The following is a 14,176-nucleotide window of genomic DNA, read 5'->3' on the forward strand; positions in this document are numbered from 1 at the left end:
AAGGGGCGTCGACACGAGTGCGCCCCTCCTTCTGGGACGCAAGGCGCGCGGGCATGGAGGACGATATGACTGACGGTGGCAACCGGTGGCTGGTCGGAACCGACTGGGTGGCGAGCCACCTTGCCGCGCCCGATGTCGTGATCGTCGATGCCAGCACCTACATGCCGGCGGCAAAGCGCAACGGCTATCAGGAATTCCTCGCCGAGCGTATCCCCGGCGCCGTCTATTTCGACGTCGATGCGATCGCCGATCGCTCCGTCGACTTGCCCCACATGCTGCCCGACCCGCGCGCCTTTTCGCTCGCCATGCGCCGCCTCGGCATCGGCGACGGCATGCGCATCGTCGTCTATGACAAGGAGAATTATCTCGGCGCGGCCAGGGTCTGGTGGACGTTCCGGGTGATGGGCGTCGAGGATGTCGTGATTCTGGACGGGGGCCTCGGCAAGTGGAAGGCGGAAGGCCGACCGCTCGAGGACGGCCCGCCCGCCAAGCGTGCGGAACGGCACTTCACGGCCCGCCGTCGCGCCGGACTGGTTCGCGATCTCGGCGACATGCGGGAGGTCGCAGAGAGCCGTTCCGCCCTCGTCGTCGATGCGCGCTCGCGCGAGCGCTTCGCGGGGACGGCGCCGGAGCCGCGCCAAGTGGCACGGCTCGGGCACATCCCTGGCTCGAGCAATCTGCCCTTCAACGAAGTGATCGGCGCGGACGGACGCTTCCGGCCGGTGGATGAAATCCGCGCGGCCATGGCGGGGATCGGCGTCGAGCCGGGGCGACCGGTGATTGCGACCTGCGGGTCAGGCCTCACGGCGTGCGTGCTCGCCTTCGCCATGGCGCTCGCCGGGCGCGAGGACGTCGCGGTGTACGACGGTTCATGGGTCGAGTGGGGAAATACGCCAGACGTGCCGATCGATACGGGACCGGCCTGAACCGCAGAACACATCCGAATGGCGCCTCCGGGCTGCCCTCGGGGCGCGCTTGCCCAACCTGCAACAGGCGAGCCGGCGGCGGGCCGGACATTCCAGTCAACGACAGAGTACGCAATGAGCAAGCCGAGCGACGAGACCAAACACGACCGCAAGACCCGCCTCGCCCACGCCGGGCGCGATCCCTGGCGCTTCGACGGGTTCGTCAACCCGCCGGTCTATCGCGGCTCGACCGTGCTCTTTCCGACGCTCGATGCCATCGAGAGCGGCAACCAGCGCTACGTCTACGGGCGCCGGGGGACGCCGACCGTCGAAGCGCTCGAGGAGATCGTAGCGGAGATGGAGGGAGGCGCGCGCACGGTGCTGGTGCCCTCGGGGCTCGCGGCCGTGACATCGACGCTGCTGGCGCTGACGAAGGCGGGCGACCACATCCTCGTCAGCGACAGCGTCTACAAACCGACGCGGCTCTTTGCTTCGGGGATGCTGTCACGTTTCGGCGTGACGGTGGAATATTACGATCCGCTCATTGCTGGGGGCATCGCGAGCCTCATCCGCGACAACACGAGCATGATCTATTGCGAGAGCCCGGGCTCGCAGACCTTCGAGATGCAAGACCTTCCGGCGATCTCGGAGGCGCGGGGCGGAAGGGACATCTGGCTCGTCGTCGACAACACCTGGGCATCGCCGCTCTACTGCAATCCATTCCGGCTCGGGGCCGACGTCTCGATCCAGGCGGGAACGAAATACGTGGTCGGACACGCCGATGCCCTGCTCGGCACGGTGACGGCGAACGAGCGGGCGCGGCTGCCCGTCGTCAAGGGCATCCAGGACGCGGGTCACTGCGCGGGAAGCGAAGAGGTTTTTCTCGGGCTCAGGGGCATTCGGACACTCGCCGTGCGTCTCGAGCGGCACTGGCGATCCGGCATCACGGTCGCGAGCTGGCTCGAAACACGCCCGGAGGTGGCGCGCGTGCTGCATCCGGCGCTACCCTCCCATCCCGGGCACGCGATCTGGAAGCGCGATTTCACCGGCGCCTCGAGCCTCTTTTCAGTTGTCCTTAAGCCTGTCCCGAGGGAGGGATTGCGCGCGTTCGTCGAGTCCCTCAAACTGTTCGGAATGGGATTTTCATGGGGCGGATTCGAAAGCCTCGTGGTGCCCTTCGATCCGCGAAGCCACAGGTCGGCCACGGCGTGGGACGCCGAAGGGCCGTGCCTGCGTTTCCATATCGGCCTCGAGGAGGCGGAAGATCTCCTTCGCGATCTCGAGCGGGGATTTTCCGCCATGGCTCGCGCCGCGACCTGAGGGGCACCTCCTCATGCGGCGCCGCGGAGTGCTGCGCACGCCCCTCCTCCCGCCGACGCACCCGCCCCGGGTAATCTCCCAGGTGACCGGAACGGAGCCCACCGGTATGGTCCTCTTGTGATCGAGGACGGGCCGGGAGCCATCCACAAGAGCCCGCACGGTCACCCGAGCCACGGCGACAAGCCCGGTCGGAACCTGGGAAGGCACTGCAAGAGGCACCGAAAGGGAGGGGTGGTACGGCTGCGAACCATGGGCCACCCCTCGCGCCAGCACTGACGACGGCGGCGGCAAAATCGCCACCTGCCCGGACGACGAGAAGACAAAAAAAAGGCGGTCTCGACGACCGCCCCAGTCGAACCCTAGGAAGAGACGAACGCGGTCGGCTGCCAAGCCACGACCGGCGCTCATCGAGGCCGAATCTACGCGGGTCGGGTTGCCGATGCCTTAACGCATTGCCGCCGGCGGGGTGAACCTGTTCTTCCCGGGCATGCGAAACACGCCGCCCATTATCCGCCATCCGGAGCACGAACGAACCGCCCTATCAGTCGGAAAGGCGCACCGGCCCGCGCTCGGCCCAGACGTCGCCCGGCCCCGGATTGCCCGCGGGCGTGCCGCCGCCGAGATGGCGAACCACTCCCCAGACGGTGTTGAGCGCCGTCTGGACAGCTCCCTCCACCCAGCCCGGTGTCCAACTCACGTCGTCGCCGACGAGGAAAATTCCGCGCTCGGCGGGCGCGAGCCCCTCCTGCATGAAGTGCCCGAACATTCGGTGGTTGTAGCGGTAGTGCCCGGGGAGCGCCCCCTTGAAGGCGCCAAGGAAATTGGGGTCCGACTCCCAGCTCACGGTGATCGGATCGCCGATCACGTGCGAGGCGATATCGAGGCCGGGATAGATTTTCGCGAGCGCCTCGAGGGCGAGCGAAACGCGCCGGTCCACCGGCATCGGCAGCACCTTGAGGGCATCGGACATCCAGGTATAGCTGAGGCAGATGACGCCGGGCCGATCGTCGCCGTTATCGAAGAGATAGGTGCCGCGCGTCAGCCGGTCGGTCAGCGTCATGGACATGACGTTGCGGCCGGTCGTCGGGTCCACGTCCTTCCAGAAGGGGCGATCGACCATGACGAAGGTCTTGGCGCTCTGCATGTAGCGCGTGCGGTCGAGCGCCATCCACAGCTTGGGACTGAAAAGCCGCTCCTCCGTGGTGATCGAGGTGGTCAACATCCAGCTCTGCGTTGCAACGACGACGACGGGAAAGCGATCGGTGCGGCCCCAGCGGTCGCGCACGAGGAAATCACCGTCGCCATCGCGCGACAGGGCGACGACGCCGGGTCGGGGCGCGCCGCCATTGAGCGCGGAGAGGGAAACGCCGGCCGGCCAGTGGGTCGGGCGGTCGCAGGGACGGCGCCAGAGCCCCTGCGGCACCTGCTCGACGCCGCCGGCGATGAAAAACTGCTCGGCGTCGCACTCGGTGGCGTTGACGCGCAGGATCTCGAGCATCGAGTTCGGGAAATCCGAATCCCAGCCGCCGGTGCCGAAACCGACCTGACCGAAAACCTCCCGATGATGGAAGGACAGCCGCCGAAACGACGACGACGAGGCAACGAAGTCGTAGAAGGTGCGCTCGTCCCAGGCCTCCACGATCGGATCCCAAATCTCCTTGATCGCGCGCCAGTCACGCCGCGCGATCGCCGCTTTGAGGTCGGAAAAGCGCGCCCCCTCCTCGAGCGCGGCGTCGTAGGCTTCGGCCACTTCGCGGAAGATGACGGGCAGATCGGCGAGCGTGCGGGCATGGTGCGAAACGCCTTCGAGGTCGATGACCGTCGACCCCGCCGCCTCGGTGAGCGGATTCGGGAATGGGCGACGCTCCACTCCGATCTTGTCGGCATAGTGCCAGAAGGCGCTCGACGAGCGCGGGAACCGCATGCCGCCGAGTTCGGCGATGATGCCGTCGGCCCCCTCGAATGGTTCGGAACGCAACCGGCCTCCGAGCCGGCCGGCTTCATAGACCACCGGCTGGAGGCCGATGCGCATCAATTCGTAGGCGGCAACGAGCCCGCCGATGCCGGAGCCGATGACGGCGATGCGCGTGCCGTGACGCTCCCCGGGCAGCACACCGAGGCCCTCGGGGCTCGATAGCCAGTCATCGTAGGCGAACGGCAAGTCCGGGCCGAACATCGTCATGTGCGCGCCGTTCGACATATTTATCTCCTTATCCGAAAGGGCCGATCCCGGCTCTAGCCGCGCGGGCGGGCCGACGGCGGAGCGACGACCGGGCCATAGAGTTCGGGACGGCGGTCGGCGAGGTGTGTGTAGTTGCGCCGCTTGCCTTCCAGGTGACCGCGATCGAAGGCCCCGATCAGCAGGCAGTCGCCGTCCCCGGCCCGCGCCACGTCCTCGCCATCCGGGCCCGCAATGCACGAAAGGCCGCAATACACGATCTCGCCCTCGCTGCCGCAGTAGTTGGCGTAGGCGACGTAGAGCGCATTTTCCTCTGCCCGCGCCGGCACGAGGCGTCTTGGAACGCTCTCGAACGGGCGCATGTTGGCGGTCGGCACGAGAATGGCGTCGGCGCCCGCGAGCGCATGGGCACGGGCGAGTTCCGGGAACTCGATGTCGTAACAGATGGCAACGGCGAGCCGCCAGCCGTCGAGTTCGAGGAGCGGCGGGAGCGTGCCGCCCGCAACGAACTGGGCACGATCCAGGGAACCATAAAGATGCGTCTTGGCGTAAGGCACACAAAGCGTGCCATCAGGCAGTGCGAAGCGGATGGCATTGTGCCATCCCGTGGCTCCGGCGACCGGGGCCGGGTAACCATAGAGGATGGTGAGACCGTGCGCGCGGGCCAGATCGGCGATCCGCTCGTGCGTGCCGTTCGCGGCGATCGCCTCGCCGGCACGGGCGACCGCCGGGGCGCCGATGGCATAGCCAGACAGGAACATCTCCGGGGTGAGGAGGACGCGGGCACCGGCTTCGGCAGCACCGCGCGCTGCCGTCTCGAGCCGCGCGAGCCCCTCGCCGATGCCGTGGCTCACGGGCGTCGCCTGGAGTACCGCAAGGCGCATCGTCTCGCTCGGTGCCGCCGTCATTTTCCCCTCCTTGAAGGGCGCTCAGGTCACGCTGCGCATGAGCCCACCGTCGACACGCAGGCTCTGGCCCGTGATGTAGCTGGCGGCATCGGAGAGCAGGAAGGCCACAGTGTCGGCGATCTCGCGCACCTCGCCGTATCGGCCGGCCGGAATAGCGGCGCGACGCTCGGGCTTTTCCGGCAGGCTGTCGATGTAACCGGGTAGCACCGCGTTCATGCGGATGCCGCGGGCGGCGTGGAGATCGGCATAGAGCTTGACCCATGCACTCACCGCTGCGCGCAAAGTGGTGAGGGGGAACGCCGCCTGCGGTTCCAGTGCCCAGGCCGACGTGATGGTGACGAACGCACCGCCGCCCTGGCGCTCCATTTGGGGGGTCAGGAGCCGGGCCAGTCGCACGACGGAGAGGAAAACCATGTCGAGGCCGGCGTGCCAATCGCTGTCGGTCAGTTCGAGCAGAGGGCCCTTCGGCGGATGGCCAGTGTTGATCACGGCGGCATCGATCCGTCCGAAACGCTCCATGGCGAGGGCGACCAGGCGCTCGATATCGGCGGGCTCGGTCAGGCTGCCACGCAGGGCGATGCCACCCAGTTCCTCGGCGAGCGGGAGAACGGTTTCGCCGGGCGAGAGGAGGGCGAGGCGATAGCCGTCGGCGGCGAGGCGCCGGGCAACGGCGGCCCCCATGCCGCGACCCGCGGCGGTGACGATGGCGACTTTGGTCATTGCTCACCTCGATCTGGAGGCCGGCGATCCTGCCGGGGGAACCTCGCACCCATCCTAGCCCGCCACCAGAGGCGACCGCCAGAGACAGGCCGAGGCTGCCCGGGCTGGACACTGGAAGAGAAAACCCTGCAACCCCTCGACAACCCGTTCCGCCCGAGGCTGTTACCGATGTGATCGGTACGATCTGTGGCCCATGTCTCCGGTATGCACAGGCGAGAGTTGGCGACCCCGGCAGGATTCGAACCTGCGACCATTCGCTTAGAAGGCGAATGCTCTATCCAGCTGAGCTACGGGGTCGAATGTGGCCGCTCGGCCTGCATGTTGGCGGCGCGGGGCGGGCTTGGCAAGACGATGGCGCCTGCCGCCTGTGGTCCCCTTGTTTCGAAGTTCTGGCGCATCGTCGCCAACGGGGCACCCGTGGTCCAGCCACCGCGCCGGTCAATGCGACCAGCGTCCGATGCGGCCGAACTTGAAATTGTCGCTGTAGGATTTTGCGAGCGGCCGGCGGGATTTCGGCTCGATCACGCGGAAGGAGAGGCCATTGCGCTCGGCGTAGGCGATGGCCTCTTCGCGCGTTTCGAATGTGAGGCGAACCTGTCCCTTCATGTCGCTCGAGCCGGTCCAGCCCATGAGCGGATCGATCGAGCGCGGCGCCTCGGGCTCGTATTCGAGGACCCATTGGCGCGTCTTGGCCATGCCGGACTGCATGGCGGTCTTGGCGGGCTTGAAAATGCGCGCGGTCACGGGCGTTCGACCCCTGCTGATGATGGCTGGCAACGTGAACCATGCGTCGTCTACACGCGCCGCCGGAGGGGCGTCAACCGGGGGCCGGGTTGCCGGAAAGCAGCACGGCGACGCCACCGAACACCATGACGATGCCGAGCCACTGCAGCGGATGGACGCGCTCGGCAAGGACGATCCGCCCGAGCAGGACCGCAACAGCCCCGAAACAGCTCGAGACCACCGTGGCGATGGACGCTCCCGGTCCATGGCCCGCCGCAAGGAGCACGGCGAGGGCCATGACGTCCAACAGCCCCATCGCGATCAGCAGGGGCAGCCAGCGTACCGGCAAGCGCATCCCCGTGCGCGTCACCAACAGCACCAGGGCCAGCGTGGCGAAGCCGACGATGCGCGCAAGCCACGTCGCCTCGAGTTCACCGAAAACAGGGGCAGCACGCTGGCCGCGCGTGATGGCGAGGGCAAAGCTGAGATTGGCGAGCAGCGCGAGGCCGAGGACACCGGCGCGGCCGGCGCGCGGGTTCTCGGGCGCCGCGGAGCCCGGCTCGTCCGGCGCATAGCTCGCCACGATCGCCACCCCGGCGACGACACCGACGATCGCGAGCGCATCGAGGAGCGTCGGCACGCGGCCGGTCGCCACCTCGTAGAGCACCACCAGAACGGGATATGAGCCGACGATCGGGGCGACGAGCGAGATCGGGGCGAGAGCGAGGGCGGCGAACAGCCAGAGTGTCGCGAGGGCGAAGCCCGCCCCGCTGAGGACCACCAGCCAGAGGCCGTCCAGGTGCCAGACCGGCCAGCGTCCGAGAGCGGCGAGCAACACGGTCAAGGCGAGCAGACCGAAGGCGGTGACGGCGCCGACGGTGCGCAGCGGACCAACACTTCGGCTCGCAAAGCGTGCGGCGAAATCGTGCAGCCCCCAGGAGAGGGCGGCAATGAGGCCGAGAAGCGCGGGTGTCATCTGTTCGCGCCCTCGCGCGCAACTCGACGGGGCTCTGGCGGGGATCGATCAGCGCGCATAGAGAGCCGCCGCTGCCTCCCGGTTCACGAGAATGTGCTCCTCGGTCTCGCGCCGGGCGGCCGCGATGTCGCCCTTCTCGAGGAAGGAGACGATGCGCTCGTGGTAGTCGAGCGAGCGGCGCGACATGAGCGTGACGCGCATCAATCGATAGCGAACCGGCAGCGAAATTTCGTTGACGTAGGCCATCACCTCAGTGATGGGGCGATTGCTGGTGTAGGCGATGATGCGATCGTGGAACACTTGGTTCTCGGCGAAATAGCTCTCGATGTCCTTGGCCTGGAAGTGGCGGCGCATACGCGCGTTGCTCTGGGCGAGGTCGACGATGAGGGCTTCGAGCGGGCGCCCTTCGAGCGAGGCGATGACGAGACCTTCGAGGCTCGCGCGCAGATCGTAAAGGTGCAGGACGTCCTCGACGCTGTAGGTGCGCACGCGAAAGCCACGACGCTGCTGGTACTCGACGAGACCGTTCTGGAGCAGCATGCGCAGGCTTTCACGCACCGGGCCCCGGCTCGAGCCGAATTCGCGCTCGATGTCCTGCTCGCGAAGCGCCCGGCCCGGTTCCAGCTCGCCCGTGATGATCCGCCAGCGCAGGCGCTCGAGCAGGTGCGACGAAAGCGTCTTCGGCAGTTCCGCCCCGTCGCCGCCCGTCGCCTGGGCGTCCCTGGCATGCCTCATCGTATGGGTGCCACTCATCGAACCTCCAGCCGGATGGCCGCGATCGCATTCACGGGCATGCGCCGATCACCTCGGTGACGGCCGCGAGGGCCTCAGCCAAAATCCCGGCCTCCAGATTGAGCGGTGGAAGCAGCATCAGGCAATCCCCCCCGCGCCCTCCTCCATAGGCGAGGATGCGGCGCCGGAGAAGCGCCGTCTGCATGGCCGCATTGCGCTCGCTCCCGCTGCCGGCCCCGGTCGCCTCGATGCCGACGGCGGCCATCGCCCCGACCACACGAACAGCTCCGACCCCGGCCGAGCCCGCGAGCGGGGCGAGACGGGTGCGCAGCATCGGGGCGATCACCTCCTCGGCGTGCGCGGCGAGCCGCTCACCGGCGATCGTCTCGATGCCGGCGACCGCCATGGCGCAGGCCAGCGGATTGCCCTGGAAGGTGCTGGTGTGCATGCCCGGCGGCCAGGCCTTGAGGAGGCGCGCGGGGCCGGCGACGGCAGCGAGCGGCAGGCCGCCCGAGAGCGCCTTACCCATGACGACGAGATCCGGCGCGATGCCGGCACGCTCGAAGGCGAACCAGCGACCGGCCCGCGCAAAACCGCACCAGATTTCGTCGAGCGCCAGCACGACGTCGTGGCGCCGGCAGAGTTCGGCGAGACCCTCGAGGAAGGGCGCAGGAGGCTCGATGACCCCTGCGACGCCCTGAACCGCCTCGACCACCATGATCGCCGGCGGATCGCCCCCGTCGGCGCGGCGCTCGAGCAGGCGCTCGGCCTCGGCAAGGCAGGCCGAGGCCGAGCGGGCGGGCGATCCATCGGCGTACGGCAGGATGTCGACGAGGTGTTCGAGGGTGGAAAATGGCGCGCGGATGCGCTCGCCGGAGGTGATCGAAAGAGCGCCGAGGGTGCGCCCGTGATAGCCTCCCTCGAAGGCGACCAGCCGGCGGCGCCCGGTCGCGTACTGCGCCACCTTGATTGCGGCCTCGATCGCCTCGGCACCCGAATTGACGAATTGCACCGTATCGATGCCTGCGGGCAGGATATCGACGAGGCTGCGATAGAGTTCGGCTCGCCACGGGGACGGCAGGCGCGTGCCGGTGTGCAGAATGCCGGTCGACAGCACCTCGCCTATGGCGCTGACGTGGGCTGGATGGCCGTGACCGAGATTGGTGGTGGCCGAACCGCAAACGAGATCGAGGTAGCGCTCGCCGTCGTCCGTAAAGAGGAATGGCCCCTCTCCACGAACGAAAACCGGCGGATCGGAGACCAGGCGGAAGGTGTTGGCGGACGCACTCTCGTGAGCGCGCGTCAGGGCCAGCGTCGTTGCGGCATCGATCATGGCCCCGGCTCCAGTACGGTCGCGGCACCTTCGAGGACGGAAAGGCCGACGTCGTCACCCGGCGCGGGCGAGGGATCGTCGCGTCGGGCGTCGACCTCTAGGACCGTACCGTCTCGCGAGACGAGATCGAGGCGCAGACCCGAGCCGGCGAACGCAACGTCTCGAACCACGGCCCGCGCTGGGGCGCCCTCCGAAATGCGTATCGATTCCGGGCGAACGGCGAGACGGACGCGGGTTCCCTCGGCGGCGGCGGCGTTGCCCGCCGGGGTCCCCGCAACGATGCGACCGAGCGGGCCGGCATCGACGAGGAGATCGCCCTGGTGGCGGCCGGCAACGGTTCCGTCGACCAGGTTACAGCGGCCGAGGAAGCCGGCGACGAATTCGGTGCGCGGCCGGTCGTAAATCTCCGTCGGCGGTCCAACCTGCTCGATGCGCCCATCGCGCATCACGGCGATGCGATCGCTCATGGTGATCGCCTCCTCCTGGTCGTGGGTGACGGCGACGAAGGTCAGGCCGACATCGCGGTGGAGGCGTCGCAATTCACCCTGGAGCTGGCGGCGCAGGCTCGTATCGAGCGCGCCGAGCGGCTCATCGAGGAGGAGGGCGCCGGGCTCGACGATAAGGGCCCGTGCGAGCGCCACGCGCTGGCGCTGGCCACCGGAGAGCTGGTGCGGCGCGCGCGCGCCGTAACCGTCGAGACCAATGCGCGTCAGCCAGTCGCCCGCCGCGCGGTCGCGCTCGGGCCGCGCGATGCCGCGCATCTTGAGGCCGTAGCCGATGTTGTCCAAGACGCTCTTGTGGGGGAAAAGGGCGTAGTCCTGGAACATGATCGAGGTGTCGCGACGGTTGGGCGGCAAGTCGGTGACATCCGTCCGACCGACGTGGATGCGACCTTCGCTGACCTGCTCGAGGCCGGCGATCATGCGCAGCAGCGTGGTCTTGCCACAGCCGGAGGGACCAAGGAGGGTGAGGAATTCGCCGGCCTCGATGCGCAGCGAGAGCGGGCGCACCGCCTCGACCTCGCCGAAACGCTTGCCGACCCCGATGACCTCGACCGCTTTTGCTGGCATGGCGCTATCTCACGTCCTTGCGCATGAACAGGAGCTGGGCGACGAGACCGAGCACCATAGAAAAGAGGAATACCATGGTGCCGAGTGCGTTGATCGTCGGGTCGTAGCCGGTGACCAGCGTCGTCCAGATCTTGATCGGCAGTGTTATGGAGAAATTCGTGAGGAAGTAGGCGATCACGAACTCGTCGAAAGCGAAGGTGAATGTGAGGATCAGCGTGGCGACGATCGCGAAGCGGCAGGAAGGCAGGACGATTTCCCAGATGGCGCGTGCCCGCGAAGCACCGAGCGCCCAGGCGGCCTCCTCGTGACTCTTGGGGATCTGCGCCAGCCGGTTGCGCAAATTGAGCACGGCGAGCGGAAGGACATAGAGAACCTGACCGAGATAGGCGAGCCAGAGTGAGGGCTCGATCCCCATGCGGACGAAATAAAGTCTCAGAGAAATGCCGACGAGGAGCAACGGCACCGCGAGCGGGGCAAGGACGAGAAGGGTGACGGCGGTCTTTCCGGGAAAGCGCGCGTTGACCAGGGAATAGGCGCAGAGGAAGCCGACGGTGGTCGCGGTGAGGGCAACGGCGCCGGCAACGAGGATGCTGTTGAGGAAGCCGGCGGAATATTGACCGTCGGAGAACACACGCACGTACCATTCGAGCGTTGCATCGCGGAACGGCAGCGTCTGGAAGCGCGCAGATGAAAAGGAGAAGATCGCCATCACCACGATCGGCGCATAGACGGCGACGACGACGAGGGCGAAAAGACCCGTGAGCAGCGTGCGTGCGAGACCGCCCCTCATGGCCTCACCCCTGAAGCCGGACCTGGCGCACCAGCAGCAGAAGGGGCGCTGCGCCGGCCAGGATGACGAGGACAAGGATCGAGGCGAAGGTGGCCGCCATGGGCAGGTCGTAGGTGCCCTTGAGGACCGAAAGCATCACCTGCGCGAGAACGGGGCGGAAGCCGCCGCCGAGCAGCGCCGGAACGGCATAATCGCCGACAGCGATGATGTAGGTGAGCACCGCGCCGATCAGCCAGCCCGGAACGCTCAGCGGCAGGACGATCTCGCGAAAGCCGGTCCATCGCGTGCCACCGAGCACGGCGTTCGCCTCGAGCAGGCGCCGGTCGATCGTCACCATGACGCTGAAAAGCATCAATGTCGTCAGCATGATGCCGAACAGCGTGAGCCCGAGGATCGAAGCGCCCATGGTGTAGAGGAAGCCGAGGGAGACGGCGGTTCCCGTCACGCGCTCGATCGCCCAGGCGATGACGCCGCTGTCGGCGAGCACGAGCTGCCAGGAAAAGGCGCGGATCGTAAAGCTCGTCCAGAAGGGTGCGACGAGGATGAACAAGAGCAGCACCCGCATGCGGGGCGAGACCTCGAAAGCGAGGAAATAGGCGAGCGGATAGGCGATGAGGCTCGAGAGCGCGACCACGGTCAGGGAGAGGAACAGGGTGCGCGATAGGGCGCCGACGAGGCGCGGCTCGGCAAAGAAGGTGCGATAGTTGGCGAGCGTCGGCCCCTCCACTCCCTCGGCACCGAAGGAGAGCGCGATGGTGTAGGCGATCGGGGCCGCAAAAAACAGCAGAGTCAGGGCGACCGCCGGCAGAACGCCGTGCCAGAGGTTGAGGACGGGGGCGCGTGCGCTCGCCACGGCCGACCTCACCAGCGCACGAACAGCGCGCGCATCATCGCCCCGTCGATGCACGTCGTCTTCAAGGGGATCGCCAGCACATGAGTGCGGTCCGAGCCGGCAAGGCCGATGTCACGGAAATCCTCGATGAAGGGAATGTTGCGGGCAAAGACGGCGAGATGGGTGTGGAACTCGTGCACGAAGACATGGCGCTTCGGCATCTCGCGGGCAACGAAATCCTGCGGGAAGTCGAGGGCGATCGCCTTGATGCCCTGGTCCATCAGCCATTCCGCCGCCGCGACCTCGAGGTTCGGGGCGACGAGATGCCAGCGCGTGCTCTCATAGCCCATGCGGTTGGTGAGGTCGGAGCGCAGCACGACGATGTCGCCCATTCGGATTCCCTTGGCGCGGGCGGATATCAATTCGGCGGTGATCGGCGTCGGTAGCGGCAGGTCGGAGAGATCGACGATGTTCGCCTCGCCGGTGAAGGCATCGAGGCCCCAGTTCGGCATCTCCTGGATGGTCATGCCGTCGCGGCGCATGTGGCGGGGCGCATCGCAATGCGTGAAGCCGTGACCGCGGATCGTGAAATGGATTTCATCCCGGTCGGCGCCGGCCGCGAAGTTCGGCCCGTCGTCGACATCGATGTACCAGCGCCAGTGGTTGAACATCGGGGTCGAGACGTCGAGCAGGACCGGCTCGTCGGACGGCCACTGCGTGAAGGCGATGGGGCGGACGGGCGAGACGGAGGCGCGCGGAATGGCGAGGGGCAGGGAGCAGAAAAACACCTCGCTCTGCTCGATCGCCACGAGGTTCTCGGCGTTCTCGGTGACGAGCAGTCCGGCGGCATGGAGCGCGGCGCGGAAATGCTGGTTCGCGTTGGGGACATAGCCATCGTCGAGCGGGCGGCGGGCGGGCAATTCGTCGCACGGAATGTCGAGGACGACGTGGCGGAATCCCTCGCGCGCGATCTGGTTGGCGCAGGCGGCGGCAAAGCGCGGCACCTCGCGCCAGTAGGCGAGGTGGCTGTTGCGGTGGCGGGCGGAATGACCGGTTCGCAGAACCAGAATCCGTCGACCCTTGGGGGCAACGCCCTTCAGCCGCTCGGCGAGGGCGACGGCGCCGATCTCCTTGAGATCGGACACATCGACGATGCTCGCGACCGCCGCAAAGCAATCCAGAGGATAGGCATCGAGGCGGCCCGCGCCACGCATCCGCCAGCCCGGAGCGGAGACGAACGAAAAGCCGGGCCCGCGCCACTTGAGGCCGAACTCCTGGAATTCATCGCCCCGCGCGGGGTCCTGGGAGACGAATGGATGGCTCTGCCAGTGGAAATGCGGCTCGATCAGAGCTGAGCAGTCGATGATCGCCATGTCATTGATCTCGCATCGCAGGAACTGACGGGGGCCGGCCACCGGCCACAACAGCAGCCGGATCGGAACGGGCGCAACGCCGGAGAGCCGGGGAGGAATCGCCCGCCAGGGACCAGTCTAGCCCAGGGCGAGGGGGCTGGGGAGCCCCGCGACCGACGGCACGCCCGCTCCATCGCCGACGCCGAGGCATCGGGCAACGAACCGGCGGCCGGTCGAGCGGAGTGGGTCACTCCCCGACCCGAGCGGCCGCGCGGCTCGATCGAGCCCACCTGCCACCGGACGGCCGTCCGCGGCGCCCGGCGGCGGTGACATGGT

13 protein-coding genes and 1 tRNA gene are annotated in these 14,176 nt (G+C 67.6%); 2 read left to right on the forward strand and 12 right to left on the reverse strand.

Annotated elements, in window-relative coordinates; genetic code table 11:
- Positions 1 to 65: 65 nt before the first annotated feature.
- Both sseA and metC read left to right on the forward strand, forming a co-directional pair.
- A complete protein-coding gene (gene sseA, locus GC150_02450; GenBank protein ID MBI1383755.1) occupies positions 66 to 926 on the forward strand; it encodes a 3-mercaptopyruvate sulfurtransferase in 861 nt (286 codons plus the stop codon).
- 114 nt (positions 927 to 1,040) lie between these two features.
- Positions 1,041 to 2,225, forward strand: a complete 1,185-nt coding sequence (metC, locus tag GC150_02455) for a cystathionine beta-lyase (GenBank protein ID MBI1383756.1) — start codon at positions 1,041 to 1,043, stop codon at positions 2,223 to 2,225.
- A gap of 541 nt (positions 2,226 to 2,766) precedes the next feature.
- Here metC and GC150_02460 read toward each other — a convergent pair.
- The 12 genes from GC150_02460 to GC150_02515 form a co-directional block, all read right to left on the reverse strand.
- Positions 2,767 to 4,401 (reverse strand): NAD(P)-binding protein, encoded by a 1,635-nt coding sequence (locus GC150_02460; protein MBI1383757.1) that lies wholly within the window; start codon positions 4,399 to 4,401, stop codon positions 2,767 to 2,769.
- Positions 4,402 to 4,460: 59 nt separating this feature from the next.
- Positions 4,461 to 5,288 (reverse strand): carbon-nitrogen hydrolase, encoded by an 828-nt coding sequence (locus GC150_02465; protein ID MBI1383758.1) that lies wholly within the window; start codon positions 5,286 to 5,288, stop codon positions 4,461 to 4,463.
- 45 nt (positions 5,289 to 5,333) lie between these two features.
- Positions 5,334 to 6,032, reverse strand: coding sequence for an SDR family oxidoreductase (locus GC150_02470; protein ID MBI1383759.1), 699 nt, complete (start codon positions 6,030 to 6,032; stop codon positions 5,334 to 5,336).
- 220 nt (positions 6,033 to 6,252) lie between these two features.
- Positions 6,253 to 6,329 (reverse strand) — tRNA-Arg (locus GC150_02475).
- A 141-nt stretch (positions 6,330 to 6,470) separates the two neighbouring features.
- The gene (locus GC150_02480; GenBank protein ID MBI1383760.1) at positions 6,471 to 6,776 is read right to left on the reverse strand and encodes an ETC complex I subunit; all 306 of its coding nucleotides are present in this window, start codon (positions 6,774 to 6,776) and stop codon (positions 6,471 to 6,473) included.
- A 73-nt stretch (positions 6,777 to 6,849) separates the two neighbouring features.
- On the reverse strand, positions 6,850 to 7,731 hold the full coding sequence (locus GC150_02485; GenBank protein ID MBI1383761.1) for an EamA family transporter: 882 nt from the start codon (positions 7,729 to 7,731) through the stop codon (positions 6,850 to 6,852).
- 48 nt (positions 7,732 to 7,779) lie between these two features.
- Positions 7,780 to 8,484, reverse strand: coding sequence for an FCD domain-containing protein (locus GC150_02490; protein MBI1383762.1), 705 nt, complete (start codon positions 8,482 to 8,484; stop codon positions 7,780 to 7,782).
- A 31-nt stretch (positions 8,485 to 8,515) separates the two neighbouring features.
- Positions 8,516 to 9,796, reverse strand: a complete 1,281-nt coding sequence (locus GC150_02495; GenBank protein ID MBI1383763.1) for an aminotransferase class III-fold pyridoxal phosphate-dependent enzyme — start codon at positions 9,794 to 9,796, stop codon at positions 8,516 to 8,518.
- The gene (locus GC150_02500) at positions 9,793 to 10,866 is read right to left on the reverse strand and encodes an ATP-binding cassette domain-containing protein (protein MBI1383764.1); all 1,074 of its coding nucleotides are present in this window, start codon (positions 10,864 to 10,866) and stop codon (positions 9,793 to 9,795) included. Before GC150_02500 ends, GC150_02495 begins: the two co-directional genes overlap by 4 nt.
- A gap of 4 nt (positions 10,867 to 10,870) precedes the next feature.
- Positions 10,871 to 11,656, reverse strand: a complete 786-nt coding sequence (locus GC150_02505) for an ABC transporter permease subunit (protein ID MBI1383765.1) — start codon at positions 11,654 to 11,656, stop codon at positions 10,871 to 10,873.
- A gap of 4 nt (positions 11,657 to 11,660) precedes the next feature.
- Positions 11,661 to 12,509, reverse strand: coding sequence for an ABC transporter permease subunit (locus tag GC150_02510; GenBank protein ID MBI1383766.1), 849 nt, complete (start codon positions 12,507 to 12,509; stop codon positions 11,661 to 11,663).
- An 8-nt stretch (positions 12,510 to 12,517) separates the two neighbouring features.
- Positions 12,518 to 13,861: a hypothetical protein gene (locus GC150_02515; GenBank protein ID MBI1383767.1), complete on the reverse strand. Its 1,344-nt coding sequence runs from the start codon at positions 13,859 to 13,861 to the stop codon at positions 12,518 to 12,520.
- Positions 13,862 to 14,176: the final 315 nt, after the last annotated feature.

This window comes from Hyphomicrobiales bacterium (assembly GCA_016125495.1).
Lineage (GTDB): Bacteria > Pseudomonadota > Alphaproteobacteria > Rhizobiales > RI-29 > RI-29.